The following is a 21,178-nucleotide window of genomic DNA, read 5'->3' as shown; positions in this document are numbered from 1 at the left end:
TGGTCGCCTCAGTGCACAGATACCTGTGCACAGGCGACTGTGTACGCATGGCTCAGGACGAGAGCACCACTGACGACGACGCCGTGCTCGGTGAGGGCAGTGCCTCCCAAGACGGCACCCCCGCCGGGGTTCCGGAGGGCGGCAGGCCCGCCGGGGCACCTGAGAGCGGCACGCAGGCCGAGGCGCTGGCGAGCGGCGCCCCCTCCGAGGCGTCGGCGGGCGGCACCCCCGCGAGCAGCCACCTCCCGCCCGCACCACAGGAGCTCGACGACCTCCAGGTGCTCAAGGCGCTCGCGCAGCCCCGGCGCCAGCAGATGCTGCAGCACCTCACCCTGCACGGCCCCGCCACCTCCGCGACACTGGCGCGCGCCCTCGGCCTCAACACCGGAGCCACCAGCTACCACCTCCGCGAACTGGCGCGCTACGGCTTCGTCGAGGAGACACCGGGCCCCGGGCACGGGCGGGAGCGCTGGTGGCGAATGATCCCCGGCGACCGGCGCTTCCCGCCCCGCAGTCGGCAGAGCGCCGAGACACGGCTCGTCATGGACGAGCTGAACCACCACGCGTACGCCGCCGACCTCGAACTCTTCGCCCGGCTCCAGCAGGAGACCGACGCCGACGACGCAGGCGAATGGGCCGACGCCTTCCCGTACTCACGCGGCACGATGCGCCTGACGGTGGCCGAACTCCGTGAGTTCTTCGAGGAGTACATCGCGCTCCTCAACCGCTACAAGCGCCCCGAAGCCGACACCCCGCCCGGCGCGCGCACGGTGCTCACCCGCTTCCTCGCCTTCCCGACCCCGGTGACCGACGAGGCCGCCGACAACCGCAAAGGCCCCCAGACGCCATGATGCTGAGCTACGCACTGCAGACGATCCGGGACCGCAAAGGCGGATTCCTCGGCGCGTTCGTCGCGTTGATGTGCGCCGCAGCGCTCATCACGGCCTGCGGCACGCTCCTGGAGACAGGCCTGCGCGGCACCATCCGCACCGAGCGCTACGCCGCCGCCCCCGTGATGGTCTCCGCGGACCAGAACGTCCACAAGACGACGGTCAAGCACAAGAAGGGCAAGACCAAGGTCAAGCACAAGGCCAAGCCGATCGCCGAGCGGGCCTGGCTGCCGGACAGCGTCACGCAACGGCTCAAGGACGTCCCCGGCGTCGGCAAGGTCGTGCCCGAACTGACCTTCTTGGCCGAGCCGTCGACGCCCCCGGGGGCGCGTGACGCGAGCCGCCCCGCGTACGGCCACGCCTGGACGTCGGCCGCCCTCACGCCCTTCCGGATCGCCACAGGCCGGGCCCCGCGCGCCGACACCGACCTCGTCATCGACCGCGGCCTCGCCGACCGCGCCGGACTCGAACCCGGCGACCGCCTCACCGTGCAGTCGACACAGGCCCCGCGCACGTACCGCGTCACGGGCATCGCCACTCCCGGCCGCGGCGACGGCAGTGGCGACGGCGCGCTCGCACACCAGACCGCGCTGTTCTTCTCCACCCAGGAGGCCCAGCGGCTCGCCGCCCACCCGGGCAAGGTCACCGCCGTGGGTGTCGTACCGGCCGACGGCACCTCCGCCGACCAGCTCAAGGACGCCGTCAAGAAGGCACTCAGCGGCACGACCGCGCAGGTCAACGCCGGTGGCGACCGGGGGCCGGTCGAGTTCCTCGACGCCGCGGGCGCCCGGGTGCGCCTGGTCAGCATCGGCGGCGCGATGGGCGGCACCTCCCTGCTCGTCGCCGTCCTCGTGGTCGTCGGCACCTTCGCGCTCTCCATCCAGCAGCGCCACCGCGAACTGGCCCTGCTGCGCGCCATCGCCGCGAGCCCCAAGCAGATCCGCCGTCTGCTCGGCCGTGAGGCGCTCATCGTCGGAGCGGCCGGGGGAGTGCTCGGCGCGCTCGCCGGAATCCCGCTCGGCGGCCTGTTGTACGACGAGTTCGTGTCCCGCGGCGCGGTCCCGGCGACCCTCGACCGCGTCGTCAGCCCCTTCCCGCTGCTCGCCGCCTTCGCCGCGACGCTCCTGGGCGCCTGGGCCGCCGCCCGCCTCTCCGCGCGCCGCATCGTGCGGATCCGCCCGGGCGAAGCCCTCGCCGAGGCCCGCGTTGAGCCCACAAGGCCGTCCTGGGCCCGCATCGGGGCAGGCCTCGCCCTCCTCGCCGGAGGGATCGCCCTCGTCGTCGTCCTCGGCAGCCTGCGCACCGAACCCGCCTCGACTCCCGTCACCTTCCTGGCCGTTGTGGTCCTCGCCACCTCCGTCGCCCTGCTCGGGCCGCTCATCGTGAAGGCGGCCGCCGCCCTGCTCCGCCTCCCGCTGCGCATGACCGGCCCCGGCGGCCGCCTCGCGCACGCCAACCTGCGCGGCAACGCCGCCCGCATGGCCGCAGCCGTCACCCCCCTCGTCCTGCTCATCGGCATGACCTGCACCGTCCTGTTCGTCCAGCCCACGCTCGACGCCGCCGCCACCGCCCAGGCCCGCGACGGCGTCCGCGCGGACTGGGTCCTGACCGCGCGGGGGCCGGGCGTGCCCGGGCAGGCCGCCGGGCAGCTGCGGACAGCCGCGGGCGTCGACGCCGTCACCGAGGTCGTCCGCACGACCGTCCGCGTCGGCCTCGACAAGTACCCGGCGCAGGGCGTGACCCCGGCGGGCCTCGGGCACACCTGGGACCCGGATGTCACCGCGGGCTCGCTGACGTCCTTCGGCGCGGGCGATGTCGCCCTCAGCGAGGTCGCTGCCGACCAGCTCGGCGTGCGGCCCGGCAGCAGCCTCAAGCTCACCCTCGGCGACGGCACCCCGACGACCCTGAAGGTCACCGCCGTCTACGCGCGCGGGCTCGGCTTCGGCGATCTGACCATGGCCCACGCGCTGGTCGCCCGCCACGTCGACAACCCGCTCGCCGCCACGGTCCTCGTCAAGACCGACCGTACGAAGGATCAACTCTCCAAGGCCCTCACGAAGTTCCCGAACGTACAAGTACAGTCACCCTCCGCGGTCGGCACCCTCCAGGCCGAGCGCGGGCAGGCGAACGCCGAGGTGAACCACGTGGCCATGGGCCTGATCCTGGCGTTCACCTCGATCGCCGTCGTCAACACGTTCGCCATGTCGATCTCCGAACGCGCCCGGGAGTTCGCGCTGCTCCGCCTCGCCGGCGCGACGCGCCGCCAGGTCCTGCGGATGCTGCGCACCGAGGCACTCGCCGTCCTGCTCCTCGCGACCGTGCTCGGCAGTGGCATCGCCCTCGCTGTCCTGACCGGCTTCAGCGTCGGCATGACCGGCGCCGCGGCGCCGGCCGTCCTGCCCCTCGTCCTCGCGGCCGTGGTCGGCGTCGCCGGGCTGCTCGCCCTGACGGCGACGGCACTGCCCGGCCGGGCCGCCCTGAAGCCACGCCCGGTCACGCTCGCGACGGCCAGGGAGTAGGCGGCGTACGCACTGAGGGAGTAAGGGGCGTACGCAATGGCGGACGCCTCTTACTCGTTTACCCGTCTACCCGTCTACTCGTTACTCCTACTCGGCCTACTCGGCCTACTCGGCCTGCTCGACCGGCAAGCCCGCCGCCTTCCACGCCTGGAACCCGCCGATGAGGTCCGTAGCGTGCCGCAGTCCCAACTGCCGCAGGGAGGCGGCCGCGAGGCTCGACGCGTAGCCCTCGTTGCAGAACACCACGACCCGCAGTTCGTGGCTGGTGGCCTCGGGGGCGCGGTGGCTGCCCTGGGGGTCGAGGCGCCATTCCAGTTCGTTGCGTTCGACGACGATGGCGCCGGGGATCAGGCCGTCCCGCTCGCGCAGCTCCGCGTACCGGGTGTCGACGAGCAGCCCGTCCGAGTACGCGATCTCGTACGCCTGCTCAGGGGTGACCCGGTCGAGCCCGCGCCGCACCCGCTCCAGCAACTCGTCGATGCCCACGGGGGACTGGGGTTCTCCGGAGGGGCGCTGCTCCGCCGGGACCCCGGGGACGCCGTTCACTTCCAGGCCCGCGCTCACTGCCAGTCCTCCGGGCGCTCGACGTGCTCCAGGCGCAGCACGGCGCCGGTACGGCTGTAGCGGCGGATCTGCGGGAGCGGGGGGTAGTAGGCGTGCACGGAGATGGCGTGCTGGTCCGTGGACTCGTTGAGCACCTCGTGCACGTGGTTGCGGCCGAAGGCCCGGCCCTGTCCGGTGGCGAGGCGGCGTTCGCGGTCGACGCTCTCGGCGAGTTCCAGGGTCTTCCAGCCGTCGGTGGGCAGGCGGGCGGCGAGCGAGTTCTCCTTGAGGGTGCCCGCGGCGGTGGTGAACGCGCCCACCGACTCGGCGTGGTCGTGCCAGCCGGTGCCGGTGCCGGGCGGCCAGCCGATCAGCCAGGCCTCACTTCCCTGGGGGCCTTCGAGGCGGACCCAGGTGCGGCCCTCCGCGTCCAGGGGCAGCGAGGCGATGAGGTCGGTGTCGGCCGCGGCGCGGCGCACGAAGTCGAGGAGCTCGGCCGAGGTGGGCTTCGCCGTCGGCCGGGCGGGCGTGGGCAGCGCGGCGGGTACGGGAGCAGAGGCCGGTACGGAGGCAGACATGGGGGCCGTCCAGTGAGTTCGCGGAAGCGCACGCCGACGTACGGCATGCGCGGAAAGGGGAATGGCGAATTCAGCAGGACGGCCGACACACGCAGCCCGCATAGCGGACGAGGTCCATATGGACCCTCCGCCACAGGCGAACAGCGGTGTCGGTCATGGTCCGGAGTAGACCATGCGGCCGGGAGACGGTCAACTCATGTTCAGCATCCGGTCGGTCGGTGATCTCAGGATGAACCACCGGACTTCTTGGGGCCGCGCTTTCCGCTGGTCGGAGCGTTGGAGGGGGCGTTGGAGGGGGCGTTGGACGGGGTGTTGGACGGGGCCCGGGCGGGCGCGCCCGATTCGGAGTCGGACATGTGCTCGGGCGAGGCGCCGGACGCCTCGCCGGGACCGGAACCGGGACCCGAACCGGAGCGGGAATCCGCACCGCTCCCGCCCGCACCCCCCTTCCCCGCCCCTTCACCCAGCGCCGCCTCGGCCGCCGCGTACAGCTCCGCCGGACGCACCCCGCTGAGCGCGGTGACCAGATGGCCGTCGGGGCGTACGAGAAGGACGCTGTGCGCCGCGGCGCCCGGGTAGGCCTCCGCGACGAGGAGTTCGGCGGGGTGGGGGAGCGCGGTGACCGCGGCGGCGAGCCGGGGCATGATCCCGGCCGTCACCCAGTGCCGCCGCTCCCACACGACGGTGCCCGGCGCCACAAGGACGACGAGCAGATGGCCGCGGCCGAGCCGGTCCCGCAGCCGGACGAAGGTGCCGTCGGGCGCGGTCACGCCCACATCGGTGACCGGACTGCCCGGTTCCGTGTCCACCGCCACGACGGAGTCCGAACTCTCCGGGGCCAGCGGCGAGTCGGCGTACCTGCCGGGGCCGCCCAGCTGTCCGTTGCCCACGTGGCCGTCCATGAGCAGGGCGTCCTGCCCGCGCGCGGTCCCTGGGACATACGCCCGCAGGCCCTTGCCGCCGCGCAGCGCGGGCAGCGCCTGGTCGGCGGCGCGCAGCCGGCCGGAGACGGCGCCGCGGCGCTCGGCCTGATAGCTGTCGAGCAGGACCTCGCGCGGGCCGTGGTGCCAGGCGAGGGCCAGCTTCCAGGCGAGGTTGTCCGCGTCGCGCAGGCCCTCGTCCAGGCCGTGGGTGCCGAGCGCGCCGAGGAGGTGCGCGGCGTCCCCGGCCAGGAAGGCACGGCCGACCCGCCACCGGCGGGCGAGGCGGTGGTGGACGGTGTGGACGCCGGTGTCGAGCAGTTCGTACGCCGGTGTGGCGCCGCCGGACCAGCCGGCGAGCGTCTCGCGGATGCGGGTCACGAGGACGTCGGGTGTCACCAGCTCGCCGCGCGGCGGCAGGAGCCAGTCGATCCGCCACGCGCCGTCGGCCAGCGGACGTCCCGTCACCTCGGCACCGCCACCGCGCCAAGGAGGGCTCCGATGCAACAACGCCTGGCCGGGCCACGGAAGTTCCGTGCGCAGCGCGGCGACCGCGTGCCGCTCCACCGCCGTGCGCCCCGGGAAGCGGACGTCGAGCAGCTTGCGCACCGTCGAGCGGGGCCCGTCGCACCCCACCAGATAACTGCCACGCCACCAGGTGTCCTTGAGGCCGCGCGTGTGGGCGGTGAGCCCGGAGGCGTCCTGCTCCAGGGCGTCGAGCTTGCTCTCCACGGCGACCTTGACGAGGCGTTCGTCGGCGATGGCGGCGCGCAGCGCGCCGGTCAGCTCGTGCTGCGGGACGTGCAGCGGAGAAGGCAGCTCGTCACTGAACGTGAGCTCGCGCATCACCTGCTTGCGGCGCATCGAACGCCATCCGGTCCAGCGCGCGCCGGTCTCCGCGTCGCCGAAGGAGTGCCCGGTGAGCCGTTCGACGAGCGCCGTGGTGTCCTCGCGCAGGACAGCGGTCCGCGCGGGGCGCTGCTCGTCCTTGCCGGGTCCTTCGTCGAGGACCACGGTGGGAACTGAGTGACGTGCGAGGGCCAGGGCGAGGGTGAGGCCGACGGGACCCGCGCCGACGACGATCACCGGGTCCACGGCGCGCGGCCTCCTGCCAGGACGGTCCGGGGGCGCTGGACGTACGTACAGGAAATGGCAGTTGGAGCCCGGTGCACGATCACAGAACGTATGCAACAGACTGCATGGCACCCCGTCAAGCGGACGCTCGGGGCGTACCCCGTCGGGAGACTGGGCGGCGCACCGGAACGGCGACGGCCCGCCGGTGTTCCGGCGGGCCATCGCGGTGTGCGTGCGCGAACGCTACTTCTTGAGGTCCGGAGGCGGGGTGTCCTCCGGCGGCTCGGCAGCACCGCCGTCGGTCGGGGCCGTACCGTCAGCCGTACCGTCCGTGGAAGTCGCTCCCTCCGTAGAGGACGCGTCCCCCGTAGAGACCGCCCTCTCCGTAGAGGCCGCGTCCTCCGCCACGGTCACGCTGTCCGCCGTCGGCGGGACGACGGGGGACACGGGCTTGTCGAGCACCTGCGGGGCCTCGGCGGGCTCCGCGGCGGCCGCCACCCTGATGCCCGTCTTCGCCCTGCTGCCGCGCCGCTCGATCCACGTGGCGAGGGACGAGAGGGCCAGACACATCACGATGTAGATGGCGCCGACGACGATGACCACGGGGGTGATCGGGTTCTCGCCGTTGACGATGATGTTGTTCGCCATCGTGCGGGCGGCGAAGAGCAGTTCGTCGTACGTGATGATGTAGCCGAGGGACGTGTCCTTCAGCGTCACCACCAGCTGGCTGATGACCGTCGGCAGCATCGCGCGGATCGCCTGGGGCATCTGCAGGGTGATCATGACCTGCGACTTGCGCAGGCCGAGCGCGTACCCGGCCTCGACCTGACCGCGGGGCACGGCGTTGACGCCCGCGCGGAACACCTCGGCCTGGACGCAGCCGTTGTACACGGTGAGGCCGATGACCAGGGCCCAGAAGGAGGCGTTCTCGCCGATCACGCCCAGGTCCTTCTGGTACGTGAGGATCAGCACCCACAGCGCGTAGATGGTGATCAGCAGCGGGACGGCGCGGAACAGCTCGATGAAGCCCGTGGCGAACCAGCGGATCGCCCGGTGGTCCGAGAGCCGGCCGACGGAGAGCAGCAGGCCGAGGGCGAGCGAGAGGACTCCCGCGAGGGCGAACACCTTGAGGGTGCTCAGGAGGCCGTCGCGGATCTTGTTCCGCACGCCCGCGTTGTTGAAGATGTCCCAGACCTCGGGCTCCAGCTGGCCCTTGTCGTGCAGTCGGAAGATCGCGAAGACGATCAGGCCGAGCACGGCGAGCGAGCCGATGACCGTGTAGATCCGGTTGCGCAGACGGGCCTTCGGTCCCGGCGCGTCGTACAGGACGCTCGCACTCATCGCGCGACCCCCAAGCGGCGCTCAAGCAGCCGGAAGAGACCGCTGATGGTGAAGGTGATGATCAGGTAGCCGATGGCCACCCAGAGGAAGATCCAGGCGATGTCGAAGCCCTTGTCGCTGAGCAGCTTCTGCACGCCGAACAGCTCCGTCACGCTGAACGCGCCCGCGATGGCGGAGTTCTTCGTCAGGGCGATGAAGATCGAGCTGAGCGGAGGGATCACCGTGCGGGTGGCCTGCGGCAGGACGATCAGACGCAGGGTCTGGAAGAACGTCATGCCGATGGAGCGGGCGGCCTCGGCCTGGCCCAGGGGCACCGTGTTGATGCCGGACCTGATGGCCTCGCAGACGAACGCCGAGGTGTAGAAGCCGAGTGCCAACAGCGCCTTGGTCCAGGGGCTGAGACCCGGCATGAAGATCACGGGAACGACGAACCACGCCACGAGGAAGAGCACCGTGAGCGGGGTGTTCCGGAAGAGCGTGACCCAGGCCGCGCCGAAGAAGCGCAGCGGGGGCACGGGGGACACGCGGAACCCGGCGATCACGATCCCCAGCACCATCGCCAGGGCTCCGCTGGCCAGGGTCAGCAGGATGGTTCCTATGAACCCCTCCCGGAATTCCGGGAGATGATCGAGCAAAACATTCACGGAGATGTCCTAGCGGCGGCTGCTGTCGGGCGGAGCTGCCGCGCCCTGCGCGTGCCGTGACGGCACCCACAGGGCGCGACGCTCAGTGCCGGTGGATCGAACGGAGATGTCAGTAGCGCTCGAGGGCCGGGGGCTCCTGGTACGGGGAGCCGGACAGGCCGAGGGTCGCGTCGTACGCCTTCTTGTAGTCACCGTTCTTCTGGTGCGCCTCGAGGGCGTCGGCGACGGCGTCCCGCAGGGCCTTGTCGTCCTTGTTCATGCCGACGCCGTACGGCTCCTTGGTGAAGGGGTCGCCGACGACCTTCAGCTTCTCCGGGCGCTGGGCGGCGTAGCCCTTGAGGATCGCGTCGTCGGTGGTGACGGCGTCGACCTCCTTGTTCAGGAGCTGCTGAACGCACTCGGAGTACTTGGACAGCTCGACGGTCTTGGCGCCGTACTTGGACTTCTTGATCTCCTGCAGCGGAGTCGAGCCCTTGATGGAGCAGACCGTCTTGCCCTTGACGGACTTCGGACCCGTGATGGCCTTGTCGTCCTTGCGGACGAGCAGGTCGGCACCGGCCATGAAGTACGGTCCGGCGAACCCGACCTGCTTCTTGCGCTCGTCGTTGATCGTGTACGTGCCTACGTAGAGGTCGACCTGGCCCTTGGAGATGGCCGTCTCACGCACGTTCGAGTCGATCGTCTCGAACTTGACCTTGTTCGCGGGGAAGCCGAGGTCGGCCGCCACCATCTTGGCGATCTCGATGTCGAAGCCGGAGCGCTTGCCGTCGGTGTCCTCGAAGCCGAGGAACGGCTGGTCGTTCTTGGCGCCGAAGACGATCTCGCCGTCCTTCTGCGCCTTCTTCAGGGTCGGCGAGTCGATCTTGACGTCCTTGGCGACCGTGTACGTGGGCAGCTTCGGCTGGTCCTTGCCACCGGCGCCGCCCTTCGGCTTGTCACCGGCGGTCCCGGAGTCACCGCCGCAGGCGGTGGCGGTCAGGGCGAGAGCGGCGATCACCGCCGCCGCGGCGGCGGACTTGCGAACCTTCATGGTGGACATCCTTTGTTTCGGCGGAGGTTGAGGGAGACGCTGTGGTGCGTCCTGGCATCGAAGGTGGCATGCCGTCCCGGGCGAGCTGCTGCATGACCTCGAGGACCTCATTGATCATCTCCGGGTCGAGGGCCGAGGTCGGCTCGTCGAAGAGCATCACCTTGGGTCCCATCGCCAACGCGCGGGCGATCGCGACGCGTTGCTGCTGGCCGCCGGAGAGCTGCGCGGGGTACTTGTCGGCCTGGGAGCCGACACCCACCCGGTCGAGCAGGGCGCGGGCCTTCTCCTCCGCCTCCGCCTTGGGCGTCCTGCGCACCTTGGTCTGGCCCAGCATCACGTTCTCGAGCACGGTCTTGTGCGCGAAGAGATTGAAGGACTGGAAGACCATGCCCACGTCCGCGCGGAGCCGGGCCAGTTCCTTGCCCTCCTGGGGCAGCGGCTTGCCGTCGATCGAGATCGCTCCCGCATCGATGGTCTCCAGGCGGTTGATGGTGCGGCACAGCGTCGACTTGCCCGACCCGGAGGGACCGATCACGACGACGACCTCACCACGGGTGATGGTCAGGTCGATGTCCTGGAGGACGTGCAGGGCGCCGAAGTGCTTGTTGACACCCTTCAGCACGACAAGGTCGTCCGCCGCGGGCTTGGCGTCCTTGGTCACCGATACTTCGGTCACGGCTTGTTGCTCCATCCTCCTCGGGTTGGGAGGACAGTAGTAACCCGGTGCGACCAGCGTCATTACATCTGAGGGGAAATTGAGCATAACGATCCGGCCGCAACCGGACACTCCGTGTGAAGAGGGCGCCCCGGCTGCGTACCGGGTGCATAACGGAACGTGTCCGTGACCCTAAGGGCCTTGACGCGGTCCTTATCCATCGGCGTGGATGCCTTGGGTGCTTTCGTGCGCCCGTATGCCGCTTGAAATCCGCGCGCACGCGCGCGTGCCCGGCGGCCGCGAACACACATGCGGGACCGCGTGAGCGGGAACGGAACGACCGATGAACGAGTGGGGGGCCGATGGGCTGGAGGGAGACCGCATGAGACTGCTGCTCGTCGAGGACGACGACCACGTGGCCGCCGCCCTGTCCGCGGTCCTGGCCCGGCACGGCTTCGCCGTCACCCACGCCCGCAGCGGGGAGGAGGCACTACAGGCCCTGCTGCCCGGCGAAGCGGCGCCCTTCGGAGTCGTACTCCTCGATCTCGGCCTGCCCGACCAGGACGGCTACGAGGTCTGCGGAAAGATCCGCAAGCGCACCTCCATCCCCGTCATCATGGTCACCGCCCGTGCCGACGTCCGCTCCCGCATCCACGGCCTCAACCTCGGAGCCGACGACTACGTAGTGAAGCCGTACGACACCGGGGAACTCATCGCCCGCATCCACGCCGTCATCCGCCGCCCCTCGGCCGGTGCCGCGAAGAAGTCCGCCGACACCGAGCTGCGGCTCGGCAGCGTCCGTATCGAACTGCCCACCCGGCAGGTCAGCGTGGACGGCGACGTGGTCCAGCTGACCCGCAAGGAGTTCGACCTGCTCGCGCTGCTCGCCCAGCGCCCGGGAGTCGTCTTCCGGCGCGAGCAGATCATCAGCGAGGTGTGGCGCACGAGCTGGGAGGGCACGGGGCGCACGCTGGAGGTGCACGTGGCGTCCCTGCGCGCCAAGCTGCACATGCCCGCCCTGATCGAGACCGTGCGCGGAGTCGGCTACCGGCTCGTCGCCCCGGCGTCGTAGCGGGCACAGGTGCGCGCCCGCCTCCTACCGCTCCTCATCGTCCTCATGGCGGGCGTGCTGCTCGCCCTGGGCTTCCCGCTCGCGGTCAGCGTGGCGTCGGCACAGCAGCAGAAGGTGGTCGTCGACCGCATCGACGACACGGCGCGCTTCGCCGCGCTCGCGCAGTTCGTCACCCAGCGCCCCTCGGGCTCACGGGTGCGCGACAAGGACGAGCGACGCGAGACCCTGCAGAAGGAACTCGACTACTACCACGAGGTGTACGGCATCAAGGCGGGCGTGTTCTTCCGCGACCGCTTCCCCATGGCGCACGCCCCCGGCGACTGGTACCTGCCCACCGGCGGCGGGGACGTGAGCGACGCCTTCGAAGAGGCCCTGCGCTCCCGCGGCAGCCACAACCCGCCCCAGGTATGGCCCTGGAACGAGGGCGGACGGATCGTCGTCGCCTCACCGGTGATCCGCGACGGCGACGTCGTGGCCGTCGTCGTCACCGACTCGCCCACCGGGCGCATGCGCGCGAAGACCCTGCACGGCTGGCTGCTCATCGGCGCGGGCGAGTCCGCCGCCATGCTCCTCGCGGTCGGCGCCGCGCTGCGCCTCACCGGCTGGGTCCTGCGCCCGGTGCGGGTCCTGGACGCCACCACCCACGACATCGCCACCGGCCGCCTCGCCTCCCGCGTCGCGGCCGCCGGCGGTCCGCCGGAACTAAGGCGCCTGGCCCGGTCGTTCAACGAGATGGCGGACAACGTCGAAGACGTCCTCGAGCAGCAGCGCGCCTTCGTCGCCGACGCCTCGCACCAACTGCGCAACCCGCTGTCCGCCCTGCTGCTCCGCATCGAGCTCCTGGCCCTCGAACTGCCCGAGGGCAACGAGGAGATCGCCTCGGTGCGCACCGAAGGCAAGCGCCTCGCGCAGGTCCTCGACGACCTGCTCGACCTGGCGCTCGCGGAACACGCGGCGGCGGATCTCCAGCTCACCGACATCGGCGAGCTGGCGGCCGAGCGCGTCGCCGCCTGGCGGCCGCTCGCCGAGGAGCGGGGCGTGCGTCTTGCCGGGGAGTGCCCGGCGACGACCGGCTGGGCGGACCCGATCGCCCTGTCCAGCGCCCTGGACGCGGTGATCGACAACGCCCTGAAGTTCACACCGGAGGGAGCGGAGGTGCGGGTGCGGGTCGCCGCCGCCGACTCCAGGACCACCATCGTCGTCACCGACGGCGGCCCCGGCCTCGCCGACGACGAACTGTCCCGCATCGGCGACCGCTTCTGGCGCAGCAACCGTCACCAGAACGTCAAGGGCTCCGGCCTCGGCCTGTCGATCTCGCGGGCCCTGCTCGCGGCGGGCGGCGGCACGATGGCGTACGAACGCCATGAACCGCGCGGCCTGAAGGTGACGGTGGGCATTCCGAGGCAGGCGCCGGAGGGGGCGGGGGCGGTTCGGAAGCAGGGCCCCGGAGCGGAGCCGGGCGGGGGGCCCGGGGGCGGCTGAGCGGTGCCTCAGGGCTTGCTGGAGCGATGCCTGAGGGATGGGCCGGGTGCTGCCTCAGGGTTTGCGAGTGCTGCCTCAGGGTTTGACCGAGCGGTAGTAGCGCCGCGCGCCCTCGTGCAGGGTCAGGGGGTCGGTGTACAGGGCGGTGCGCAGGTCGACCAGCTGGGCCGCGTGCACCTGCGCGCCGATGTGGTCCCGGCTGTCGATGACGGTCCGGGTCAGCCCCTCCGTCAGCTCCGGGTCGGCCCGGTCGGTGGTCACCAGGAGGTTCGCCACGGCCAGGGTCGGCACGGACGCGCTCTGCTGGGCCTGCGGGTAGGCGTCAGCCGGCATGGTGGCGGCGCGGTAGTAGCGGGACGCGCCGCCCTGTTTGTGCAGCGCCTTCACGAGGTCGCCGAGCGGTACGAGGCGGATGGCGAGGCCCTCGGACAGCTCCCGCACCGAGCTGGTGGGCAGCCCGCCCGACCAGAAGAACGCGTCGATGTCGCCGCTCTGCAGCAGGTCGGGGGCGGTGTCTATGCCCGCGGGCAGCGCCGTGATGTCCTTGTCGAGCCGCAGCCCCGCGGCCTTGAGCACCCGGTCGGCGATCAGCCGCACGCCCGAGCGCGGCTGCCCCACGGCGACCCGCTGCCCGCGCAGGTCCTTGGCCTCTTCGATCTTGGAGGAGCGCCGCACGACGAGCTGTACGTAGTCGTCGTACAGCCGTGCGCAGCCCTGCAGCCGGTCCGCGCCGGGCCGGTCCTCCAGGCGGTACTTCTCCACGGCGTCGGCCGCCGCGATGGTGAAGTCGGCCTTGCCCGTCGCGACGCGCTCGACGTTCTGCTGCGAGCCCTCGCTGTTGAGGAGGTCGATGTCGACGTCCGGCATGTCGTCCGCGGCGGCGTTGCGCAGCAGCTTCCCGTACGTCTCGTAGACGGCGCCCTTCACTCCCGTACTGAAGGTCATCCGGCCCTGCGGCGAACTCTCGCCCACCGGGAGCAGCCACCACAGGAGCAGCCCGAACACCACTAGGGCCGCCGCCGAGGCCTGCAGGGCCCGGCGCCGGCTGAGGTGGAGGGCCGCGAACATGGGCGCGATCCTGCCACCTCACGCGGCGTGCTGGCCAGGGAGGGCGGTGTCTGTGCGGGCGGGGGCGCCAGGCTGTGGCGGCGGGGGCGTGGCTCCTGGGGGCACCGGGTGCGGGAGGGCTTGGCCGTGCCGGCACGGTCCCGGGCCCCCGTACTGGTACGGGCGCCCGGGCGGCGGTGTCAGGTGCCGCGCGCGTGGTCCGCCAGGACCTCGTGGATCACATGGCGCGCGTTGGCGGCGAGCGCCGGGTTCGTGACGGCGTAGTACGGCAGCTGGATGAGCGCCATGGACAGCGCACGGCCGCGCCCGCGCGCCCACGTCGCGTCGTCCGCGCCGGTCGCGGCGCGGAACGTCTCACGCGCGTCGGCGGGCAGCAGGTTCCACGCCACGATCAGGTCGCAGGCGGGGTCGCCCACGCCCGCCGTACCGAAGTCGATCACGGCTTGGAGGCGGCCGTCGCGGACCAGCAGGTTGCCGGGCATGAGGTCGGAGTGGACCCAGACGGGCGGTGCGTCCCACTCGGGGGTGCGGAGGGCGGCCTCCCAGACGGCGGTGGCGGCGTCGAGGTCGATGCGGGTGTCGACGGCGGGGGAGGGGGTGGGAGTGGTGTCCGGGGAGGATTGACCAGCGTGACCCGGTCGGCTCGGCTGATCCTCTGGCCCCGACTGTCCCAGCCGTCGCAGCTCCTCGAGCGCCGCGCGCGTCTCGGCGTCCTCCGTCGCCACAGGGGCCCCGCGATAGGCGGGCGGCGCGTCCGTGGGGTCGGCGTGGCGCATGGCCGTGACGAACGCGGCGAGGTCGGCGGCGAGCGCGTCGGGCGAGGTGAGCGCCCCGACGGCCGGGTTCTCGCCGTCGAGCCAGCTGTGGACGGACCAGACCCACGGATAGCCCTCGCCGGGCTCGCCGCGGCCCAGCACGGTGGGGATCGCCGTCGGGAGCCGGGGCGCGAGCCAGGGCAGCCAGCGGCTCTCCTTGGCCACGTCCGCGGCGCCACCGGCGATGCGGGGGACGCGTACGGCCATGTCGTCGCCGAGCCGGAACACGGCGTTGACGGTCCCGGCCGACGGGAACTGCTCGACGGGCAGGTGCGCCCACTGCGGGAACTGGGCCGCGAGCAGCTTCCGGACCAGCGGTACGTCGATGTCGGGCTCCCCGGCGTGCAGCTTGCCGTGCTGGTGGGGCTCGTGGGTGGGCGTCGTCATGGGGGCATTCTTCGTGGCCGCACCGCGCCGGCGAAACCGAATTCTCAGCGGTCGACAGCGCGTTGGAGCAGGTCCTGGAGGGTGCCCTGCTCCTGCTGGGTCAGCGGCGCGAGAGGTGACTCGGCACGGTCGCAGGGGTGCGGGCGGCGCGCGACCAGCCCCTGCCCCCCCCTGCTCCTCCACGCGGTCGGCGACGAACGTGCTGTTGAACGGCTCGCAGCACATGCGCTCCGCCAGTTCGCGCAGGGGCAGCGGGCGCCGGTGGTCGTGGCGTGGGGCTCCCTCTGTGCGGCACCGCCGTGCCCTGTGGTCATGCGGCTCAGCGCGGTGGGCCTCAAAGCCGCGCGGCCGGCTGCCCACGACGGCCGCGGGCGACTGGGAGCCGTACGCCGACCACCTCCCGGACAGCCTCCGTGAAGTAGGCCGCCACCCCGAACATCGACGCGGTCACCTTCACGCACCTGCACGGCGCCCCCTCGGCTGGGCCTGGCACCCCGCTCCGGCAGCACCTGGCCGCCGTTCGCTCATGCCCCCGCCTCGTCTCCGCCCGAGGAGACCAATGCCACCTGGCCGTCGGCCGGGCCGGGAGGGACGCCCAGGGCCGGAGGGACTGGGGCCCGCTGCCGTGCCCCCTGCGGCGCTTCGGCCCGACGGCACGTGACCTGTGCGGTATGTGACCCGTGCACCACGTGACCCGTGCGCCACGCGACCTGCGCGGCGCGCGTCAGTGCTTGCGGGCCACACCCCCGAACATCGCCACCTCGTCCGGCTCGCCGAGCCCCGTCGGCTCCGGGCGCCACCGCGAGCAGGAGACCACGCCGGGCTCCAGCAGTTCGAGACCGTCGAAGAACTTGGCGACCTGCTCCGGGGTGCGCTGCGTCAGCTTCGGAGTGCCGTGCTCGTTCCAGAAGGCCACCGCCGCGTCGACGTCCGGCATCGCCGGACTGGTGATCGTGTGCGACAGGACGAGATAGCTCCCCGAGGGCAGCGCGTCCATGATGCGGCGCACGAGGCCCTGGGCCTCCTTGTCGTCCTCGATGAAGATCACGACTCCGAGGAGCATCAACGCGACCGGACGGCTGAAGTCCAGCGTCTGCGAGGCGTGTTCCAGGACGGCCTCGACGTCACGCATGTCGGCGTCCAGGTAGTCCGTCCGGCCCTCGGGGGAACTCGTCAGCAGGGCGCGCGCGTGGGTGAGGACGAGCGGATCGTTGTCTACGTAGACGATGCGTGACTCCGGAGCGATCCGCTGGGCCACCTCGTGGGTGTTGTCCGCGGTCGGCAGTCCGGTGCCGATGTCGAGGAACTGGCGCACGCCGCAGTCGGCCACCAGGTGCCGCACCGCGCGGCCGAGGAAGAGGCGGTCCGCGCGCGCGTAGTCGCCGATTCCCGGGTGGAGTTCACGGATGCTGTCGCCCGCCTCGCGGTCGACCGCGTAGTTGTCCTTGCCGCCGAGCCAGTAGTTCCAGATGCGGGCCGTGTGCGGCTGCGCGGTGTTGATCCGGTTCCGTACGGCGTCGGCCGCGTCGGCCGAGTCCTGCGGGTTCGACTCCTGCGGAGAAGGGCTCGCGGTCACGTGATCGCCTCCTGGCGTGACGTTTTACGTGTGACGTTGTGAGGTTGTGGCGGGGTGAGGGCCGTGACGCGCGCGGCCGCTGAGGTGCCAGGAGGCAATCTAGTCGCGGAATATGAGCGTCCATCTCACACCGGCGGCAAGGCGCCCCTGAACGCCCTTACGAGGGGCGGGTTTCGAGGCGGGTGCGCCCCGCGGGGCACGCTGTCCGGGCGCGGGACGTTGGTCAGCGGACGCGACGGCGCGGGCGCGCCCTGTGCGTCCGGACGCCGATCCGCACCTCCGCCTCCAGGGCGCGCGGTGCCGCCGCCGCACGGGCCTCCGCGACGGCCTGCTCGGCCAGCCGGCGCAGGACCGCGCGGGGCGAGCCGTCCGCCGCGAGGACCAGCGTGATGCGCGCCCGCAGCCGGTGGGGGCGGCCAAGGAGGCGCACGTGGGCACGGGCCACCCCGTCGACCGCCTGGACGCGCCCGGCCATCGCCGCCGCGAGCGCCGGACCCGCGAGGGTGACCCCGTCCCGCCCCAGCGGGAGCACCCGCAAGCGCCCCGCGCGGACCTCGAGGGCGACCCAGCACAGGAACAGCAACAGGGCGACCGCCAGGGCCGCGATCACGACGGGCGGCCACCAGGAGTGGTCGCGCCAGCGCCCGAGCGCGGCGCCGTCCAGCCACACGCGGTCGGTGCCGAGGCGCGGCCAGCCGGACGGCAGCCGGTCCCGGACGGGGTCCGCCGTGGTGGCCAGGGCGGCCCCCGAACCGAGCAGCAGCACCGCGACGCACAGCAGCGTCGCGCGGTTCACACCTTGCCGGAGCGCGCTCATGAGGGGCCGCTCCCCGGTGCGGGCTCCTGGGCGGCGGGCTGCGGTGTCGTGCCGGCCGGGAGCGGGGCCACCGGGGCCGGCGGCGCCGGTTCACGCCACGTGGGCTCCGTACGCAGCCGTACGCGCAGCCGCGGCGGCCTGGCGAGCCCGCACTCCGCCAACGCCGCCTCCGCCGCCCTCAGGACCTCCTGGCGGGCCGTGGCGGGGTCACCGAACCCGAGCCCCACCCGCACCCGCGTCCGGCGGCGTCCGACCCGCACCCGCGCCCGCGTGACTCCCGGCACCTGGACCACGGCGTCCCGCAACAGGGCCGCGGCCGCACCGCGTTCGAGGACCGCGCGCACCCCGGGCAGCGGCGCCGCCATCGGGAGAAGCCGTCGCTGCCCCGGGGCGACCGCCAGGACCAGCAGGCACACGCCGAGGGCCAACACGGCCGCCGCGGCGGCGATGGTCACCGCGGTACCGCCGTCCGGCCCGTGCGCGGCCAGCCAGTCCACGAGCCGCACCCGCCACCGCGCGGGCGCCCGGTCCGCCGCGTGCACCGCCACCACGTCGTACAGCAGCACTCCGGAGGCGACGGCCGCAGCCAGGGCCAACGCTGCCACCGGCAACCGCCGTTCGGACCACGGGCGCCGTACGCCGCGCGTGACCGTCGCCTCCGTAGAGCTCGCCTTGGCGTCCCGAGAGGTCGCCTTGGCGTCCCGCGCGTCTGCGGTGCCTGTGCCGTACGCAGGGCGCTCAGCGTACCCGGAGCCCTCCCCGTACCCAGCGCCCTCCGCCTGATCAACCCTCTCCGTCGAGCCCTCCCGCAAGGACAACTCCCGTACGTGGACCCGGGCCGAGTCCACGGAGAGGCCGGTCAGGTGGGCCGTGCGCTCGGTGACGTGCGAGCGGACGTTCTCGCCCGTGTCGTCGAGCACGCCCGCGTAGGGCACCGCCACGGTGACGTCCACACGGGCCCGGCGGCCGCGCACGGCCGCCGAGCCCCCGCTGACCCGGACCTCGCCCGGCCCCAGCGCCTCCGTGGCGGCGCGCTCCGCGATCCGGCGCACCGCGCGGTCCGCGACGGTGGTCGCACCGCGCTCCGCGGCGGGGGTGCTCATCGCCGCTCCCGGTCACGCCCGGACAGGAACTCCCGGATGTCGATCCCGTCGTCCACGAGGCGCCCCAGGACGAAGCCCACCGCGCCGAGCGCGGCGACCAGCAGGAACGCGCCGAAGCCGCCGAACCATCCGGCGAATCCCAGAGCCATCCCCGAAAACAGGCCTACCAGGGCTTTGTTCACCACTCACCTCACACCGTAGAAGGGACGCAGAAGGGGCATCGCAGCCGCCGGGAGAGCGGCAAGGGGCCTGGTCCTACTCGACGCGGGTCTCCGCGGTGGCGTCCCGGTCGTCGTCGGGCAGGTGCACGTCGTTGATCGCGACGTTGACCTCGACGACCTCCAGGCCGGTGATGCGCTCCACGGCCGCGATGACGTTCTCGCGCACGTCGTGGGCGACGTCCGTGATGGGCACGCCGTACTCGACGACGATGTCGAGGTCGATCGCCGTCTGCCGCTCGCCGACCTCGACCTTCACGCCGCGGCCCACGTTCGGGCGCCCTCCGGGCACGCGGTCGCGCACGGCGCCGATGGTGCGGGACAGACCGCCGCCCATGTCGTGCACTCCGGGGATCTCGCGCGCCGCCATGCCGGAGATCTTGACGACCACGACATCCGCGATCGAGGTCTTGCCGCGCGTCGCCGCCGGTTCGCTCGCGCCGGTGCGGCCCGCGAGGGTGGTGGCCCCCTCGGTGCTCTTCTGGCCGCCGACGAGTTCCTTCTCCGTGCTGCTGGAAGCGGCCGACTTCGAGGTGAGCTCCTGTGTCGCCATATCGGCATCTCCTAGTCGTTGGTCTCGTTGTCTCGTTGGTCGTGCGGGTCTTCAACGGCCGTGCACGCCGTGCCGACCGTGTCGCTGTGCTGCCCCCGTGGCGTGTTCCGCGTCGTACGGCGCTCGCCGCGCCGCACCACTTCGTGTCGCGCCCTTCACCTCCACTGACACGGGTGCCCCGGATCCGTTACGCGCCTCTCGGGAATTTCTTCCCCGGACAGGTAGCGTGCCTGCGCCGCGTAACGCGGGCGGCTTGTCGTGTGTCGTAAGAGGACGACCGGAGCGAGAGGAGCCGCGTGTGCCCGGGGAACGGGGCAGAGCGCCGGAGGACGAGGATGCGTCGTTGCCGCATGAGGACGCGCTGCTGGTGGTGCGTGCCGCCGAAGGTGACGACGAGGCCTTCGAGGCGCTCGTGCACCGGCACGCGCCCGTCCTGCTGCGCCTCGCCACACGGCTGCTCGGCAGCCCGACAGAGGCGGAGGACGCCGTGCAGGAGGCCTTCGTGAGCGCCTGGCGCAAACTGCCGGAGTTCCGCGGGGACGCCCGGTTCGGCACCTGGATGCACAGGATCGTCACCAACCGCTGTCTCAACGTGCTGCGTTCGCGGCAGCCCGTGACGGCCCTGGACAGCGTTCCGGAGCCGCAGGCCCCCGAGCACCAGGTGTCCCCGCCGCGGGCCGCCGAGGCGCACGCCGCCGTCCAGGACCTGTCACGGGCGATACAAGGGCTCTCACCGGAGCAGCGGGTGTGCTGGGTCCTGCGGGAGCTCGACGGCGTGCCCTACGAGTCCATCGCCGAGTCGGTCGGCATCAGCCAGGAGGCGGTCCGAGGCCGCGTCTTCAGGGCCCGGCGCTATCTGACGGAGGCGATGGCCGGATGGCGATGAACGAAGGCGGGGCACCGGGCGGGACGTCGTTCGAGGACGTGCCCGAGGACGAGATCCTGCCGTGCGGCCGCGAACTCGCGCAGGTGTGGGAGCAGGCGGAGACGGGCGAGCCGGACCCGCACACGGCCGGCTGCCCGCACTGCGCCGACGCGCTGCGGGCGCTGCGCTCCCTGGAGGACGCCGTCGCCCGGACACGCGACGACGAACCCCAGGAACACACGTGGGACACCACCGCGCTCGCCGGCCGCGTCATGGACGTCGTACGCCTGGAGCTGCGTCCTGGCCGCACCCTGCCGCTGGGCGAGGCCGACGAGGACGCGTGGATCGTGGAGGCGGCGGCCGCGCGGACGTTCCGGGCCGCCGTGGACTCCCTGCCGGGCGTCCGCGCGGGCAGCTGCCGCATAGAGGCCGACCCTCAGGACACCGTCCGCCCGGCCGCGGCACCGCCCCCGGGACGGCTGCCGCGCGGACCGGCCCGGATCCGCGTCGAAGTGCAGGTCGGCCTCTCCTGGAACCTGCAGCTCGTCGCGGACGAGGTGCGCGCCCGGATCGTCGCGGCCGCGGACCGCGAACTGGGCATGCGGGTCGCTGCGGTCGACGTGGTGATCGCCGACCTGCTGGACGACGAGGGCACCGAAGGGCGGCAGGGATGACGGAACAGCAGGCTCCGCGCGCACTCGCGGACGTCGTCGGCAGCGCCGTGCTCGCCACCCGTGGCGTGGCCTTCCTGCGCCCCGGGCTGGCCGAGCTGCTGCGCTCCTCCGTGGGCCTGGGAGCGGGCCGCGGCACGTCCGGGGCGGCCGGGGCCTCCGGAGTGCGCGTGGAGCGCGGGAAGGGCTCCCAGGGTCTGGACATCGAGGTGTACGTGGTGCTGAGCCGGGGGCACCGCGCCCTGGACGTGACCCGCGCGGTGCGCTCGGCGGTCGTGGCGGCCCTGGAGGAGCAGGCGCCGGAGGCGGTGTCCGCGCGGGTCAGGGTGACGGTGACCGGGGTCGTGTAGCGGCGCG

Annotated in this window: 22 protein-coding genes; 7 read left to right on the top strand and 15 right to left on the bottom strand. The window is 72.5% G+C overall.

The window, feature by feature from the left end; all coding sequences use genetic code 11:
- Positions 1–47: 47 nt before the first annotated feature.
- A complete protein-coding gene (locus tag OO63_RS33425) occupies positions 48–851 on the top strand; it encodes a helix-turn-helix domain-containing protein (protein WP_234311414.1) in 804 nt (267 codons plus the stop codon).
- Positions 848–3,409: an FtsX-like permease family protein gene (locus OO63_RS33420; protein ID WP_030362842.1), complete on the top strand. Its 2,562-nt coding sequence runs from the start codon at positions 848–850 to the stop codon at positions 3,407–3,409. The genes OO63_RS33425 and OO63_RS33420 overlap by 4 nt, the downstream gene beginning before the upstream one ends.
- A 105-nt stretch (positions 3,410–3,514) precedes the next feature.
- Here the strand turns inward: OO63_RS33420 and OO63_RS33415 are convergent, their stop codons facing one another.
- From OO63_RS33415 to OO63_RS33385, 8 genes are all read right to left on the bottom strand, one after another.
- Positions 3,515–3,955 carry a rhodanese-like domain-containing protein gene (locus OO63_RS33415; protein ID WP_169786649.1) on the bottom strand — a complete coding sequence of 147 codons (441 nt, stop codon included), beginning with the start codon at positions 3,953–3,955 and terminating at the stop codon, positions 3,515–3,517.
- A gap of 14 nt (positions 3,956–3,969) precedes the next feature.
- Entirely contained in the window at positions 3,970–4,530 is a 561-nt protein-coding gene (locus OO63_RS33410) for a cupin domain-containing protein (RefSeq protein ID WP_030362840.1), read from the bottom strand.
- 70 nt (positions 4,531–4,600) lie between these two features.
- The gene (locus OO63_RS47620; RefSeq protein WP_346009348.1) at positions 4,601–4,687 is read right to left on the bottom strand and encodes a putative leader peptide; all 87 of its coding nucleotides are present in this window, start codon (positions 4,685–4,687) and stop codon (positions 4,601–4,603) included.
- 67 nt (positions 4,688–4,754) lie between these two features.
- Positions 4,755–6,545 carry an FAD-dependent monooxygenase gene (locus OO63_RS33405; protein WP_078619521.1) on the bottom strand — a complete coding sequence of 597 codons (1,791 nt, stop codon included), beginning with the start codon at positions 6,543–6,545 and terminating at the stop codon, positions 4,755–4,757.
- Positions 6,546–6,767: 222 nt separating this feature from the next.
- Positions 6,768–7,865, bottom strand: coding sequence for an amino acid ABC transporter permease (locus OO63_RS33400; RefSeq protein ID WP_234311413.1), 1,098 nt, complete (start codon positions 7,863–7,865; stop codon positions 6,768–6,770).
- Positions 7,862–8,509 carry an amino acid ABC transporter permease gene (locus OO63_RS33395; protein WP_030362837.1) on the bottom strand — a complete coding sequence of 216 codons (648 nt, stop codon included), beginning with the start codon at positions 8,507–8,509 and terminating at the stop codon, positions 7,862–7,864. The genes OO63_RS33400 and OO63_RS33395 overlap by 4 nt, the downstream gene beginning before the upstream one ends.
- A gap of 109 nt (positions 8,510–8,618) precedes the next feature.
- The gene (locus tag OO63_RS33390; protein ID WP_030362836.1) at positions 8,619–9,539 is read right to left on the bottom strand and encodes a glutamate ABC transporter substrate-binding protein; all 921 of its coding nucleotides are present in this window, start codon (positions 9,537–9,539) and stop codon (positions 8,619–8,621) included.
- Entirely contained in the window at positions 9,463–10,215 is a 753-nt protein-coding gene (locus OO63_RS33385; protein ID WP_428835936.1) for an amino acid ABC transporter ATP-binding protein, read from the bottom strand. The genes OO63_RS33390 and OO63_RS33385 overlap by 77 nt, the downstream gene beginning before the upstream one ends.
- A 361-nt stretch (positions 10,216–10,576) precedes the next feature.
- Between OO63_RS33385 and OO63_RS33380 the strand changes: the two genes are divergently transcribed.
- Positions 10,577–11,266 carry a response regulator transcription factor gene (locus tag OO63_RS33380; protein WP_030362834.1) on the top strand — a complete coding sequence of 230 codons (690 nt, stop codon included), beginning with the start codon at positions 10,577–10,579 and terminating at the stop codon, positions 11,264–11,266.
- A gap of 9 nt (positions 11,267–11,275) precedes the next feature.
- Positions 11,276–12,748 (top strand): sensor histidine kinase, encoded by a 1,473-nt coding sequence (locus OO63_RS33375; RefSeq protein ID WP_051834923.1) that lies wholly within the window; start codon positions 11,276–11,278, stop codon positions 12,746–12,748.
- Positions 12,749–12,823: 75 nt separating this feature from the next.
- On the opposite strand, the gene OO63_RS33370 is transcribed toward OO63_RS33375, so the two are convergent.
- The 7 genes from OO63_RS33370 to OO63_RS33340 all read right to left on the bottom strand — a co-directional run bounded on the left by OO63_RS33370 (position 12,824) and on the right by OO63_RS33340 (position 19,285).
- On the bottom strand, positions 12,824–13,816 hold the full coding sequence (locus OO63_RS33370; RefSeq protein ID WP_030362832.1) for a TAXI family TRAP transporter solute-binding subunit: 993 nt from the start codon (positions 13,814–13,816) through the stop codon (positions 12,824–12,826).
- Between the two features lie 179 nt (positions 13,817–13,995).
- Positions 13,996–15,018, bottom strand: a complete 1,023-nt coding sequence (locus OO63_RS33365) for an aminoglycoside phosphotransferase family protein (RefSeq protein WP_051811414.1) — start codon at positions 15,016–15,018, stop codon at positions 13,996–13,998.
- A 724-nt stretch (positions 15,019–15,742) separates the two neighbouring features.
- Positions 15,743–16,519 (bottom strand): SAM-dependent methyltransferase, encoded by a 777-nt coding sequence (locus OO63_RS33360; RefSeq protein ID WP_193560839.1) that lies wholly within the window; start codon positions 16,517–16,519, stop codon positions 15,743–15,745.
- Positions 16,520–16,817: 298 nt separating this feature from the next.
- Complete coding sequence (locus OO63_RS33355) at positions 16,818–17,411, bottom strand: hypothetical protein (protein ID WP_030362829.1); 594 nt, start codon at positions 17,409–17,411, stop codon at positions 16,818–16,820.
- On the bottom strand, positions 17,408–18,514 hold the full coding sequence (locus tag OO63_RS45045; RefSeq protein WP_030362828.1) for a DUF6286 domain-containing Asp23/Gls24 family envelope stress response protein: 1,107 nt from the start codon (positions 18,512–18,514) through the stop codon (positions 17,408–17,410). Before OO63_RS45045 ends, OO63_RS33355 begins: the two co-directional genes overlap by 4 nt.
- Positions 18,511–18,696 (bottom strand): hypothetical protein, encoded by a 186-nt coding sequence (locus OO63_RS33345; protein ID WP_030362827.1) that lies wholly within the window; start codon positions 18,694–18,696, stop codon positions 18,511–18,513. The genes OO63_RS45045 and OO63_RS33345 overlap by 4 nt, the downstream gene beginning before the upstream one ends.
- 73 nt (positions 18,697–18,769) lie before the next feature.
- Positions 18,770–19,285: an Asp23/Gls24 family envelope stress response protein gene (locus tag OO63_RS33340; RefSeq protein ID WP_030362826.1), complete on the bottom strand. Its 516-nt coding sequence runs from the start codon at positions 19,283–19,285 to the stop codon at positions 18,770–18,772.
- Between the two features lie 343 nt (positions 19,286–19,628).
- Here OO63_RS33340 and OO63_RS33335 point away from each other — a divergent pair, with 343 nt between their 5' ends.
- Genes OO63_RS33335 through OO63_RS33325 form a run of 3 tightly spaced genes read left to right on the top strand, consistent with a single transcriptional unit; the run spans position 19,629 to position 21,171 of the window.
- The gene (locus OO63_RS33335) at positions 19,629–20,171 is read left to right on the top strand and encodes an RNA polymerase sigma factor (protein ID WP_030362825.1); all 543 of its coding nucleotides are present in this window, start codon (positions 19,629–19,631) and stop codon (positions 20,169–20,171) included.
- Entirely contained in the window at positions 20,162–20,824 is a 663-nt protein-coding gene (locus OO63_RS33330; RefSeq protein WP_051811413.1) for a hypothetical protein, read from the top strand. Before OO63_RS33335 ends, OO63_RS33330 begins: the two co-directional genes overlap by 10 nt.
- Entirely contained in the window at positions 20,821–21,171 is a 351-nt protein-coding gene (locus tag OO63_RS33325) for an Asp23/Gls24 family envelope stress response protein (protein WP_030362823.1), read from the top strand. The genes OO63_RS33330 and OO63_RS33325 overlap by 4 nt, the downstream gene beginning before the upstream one ends.
- Positions 21,172–21,178: the final 7 nt, after the last annotated feature.

Source organism: Streptomyces alboflavus, assembly GCF_000716675.1.
Classification (GTDB): Bacteria; Actinomycetota; Actinomycetes; order Streptomycetales; family Streptomycetaceae; genus Streptomyces; species Streptomyces alboflavus.
This window is presented reverse-complemented; position numbering and strand designations above follow the sequence as displayed.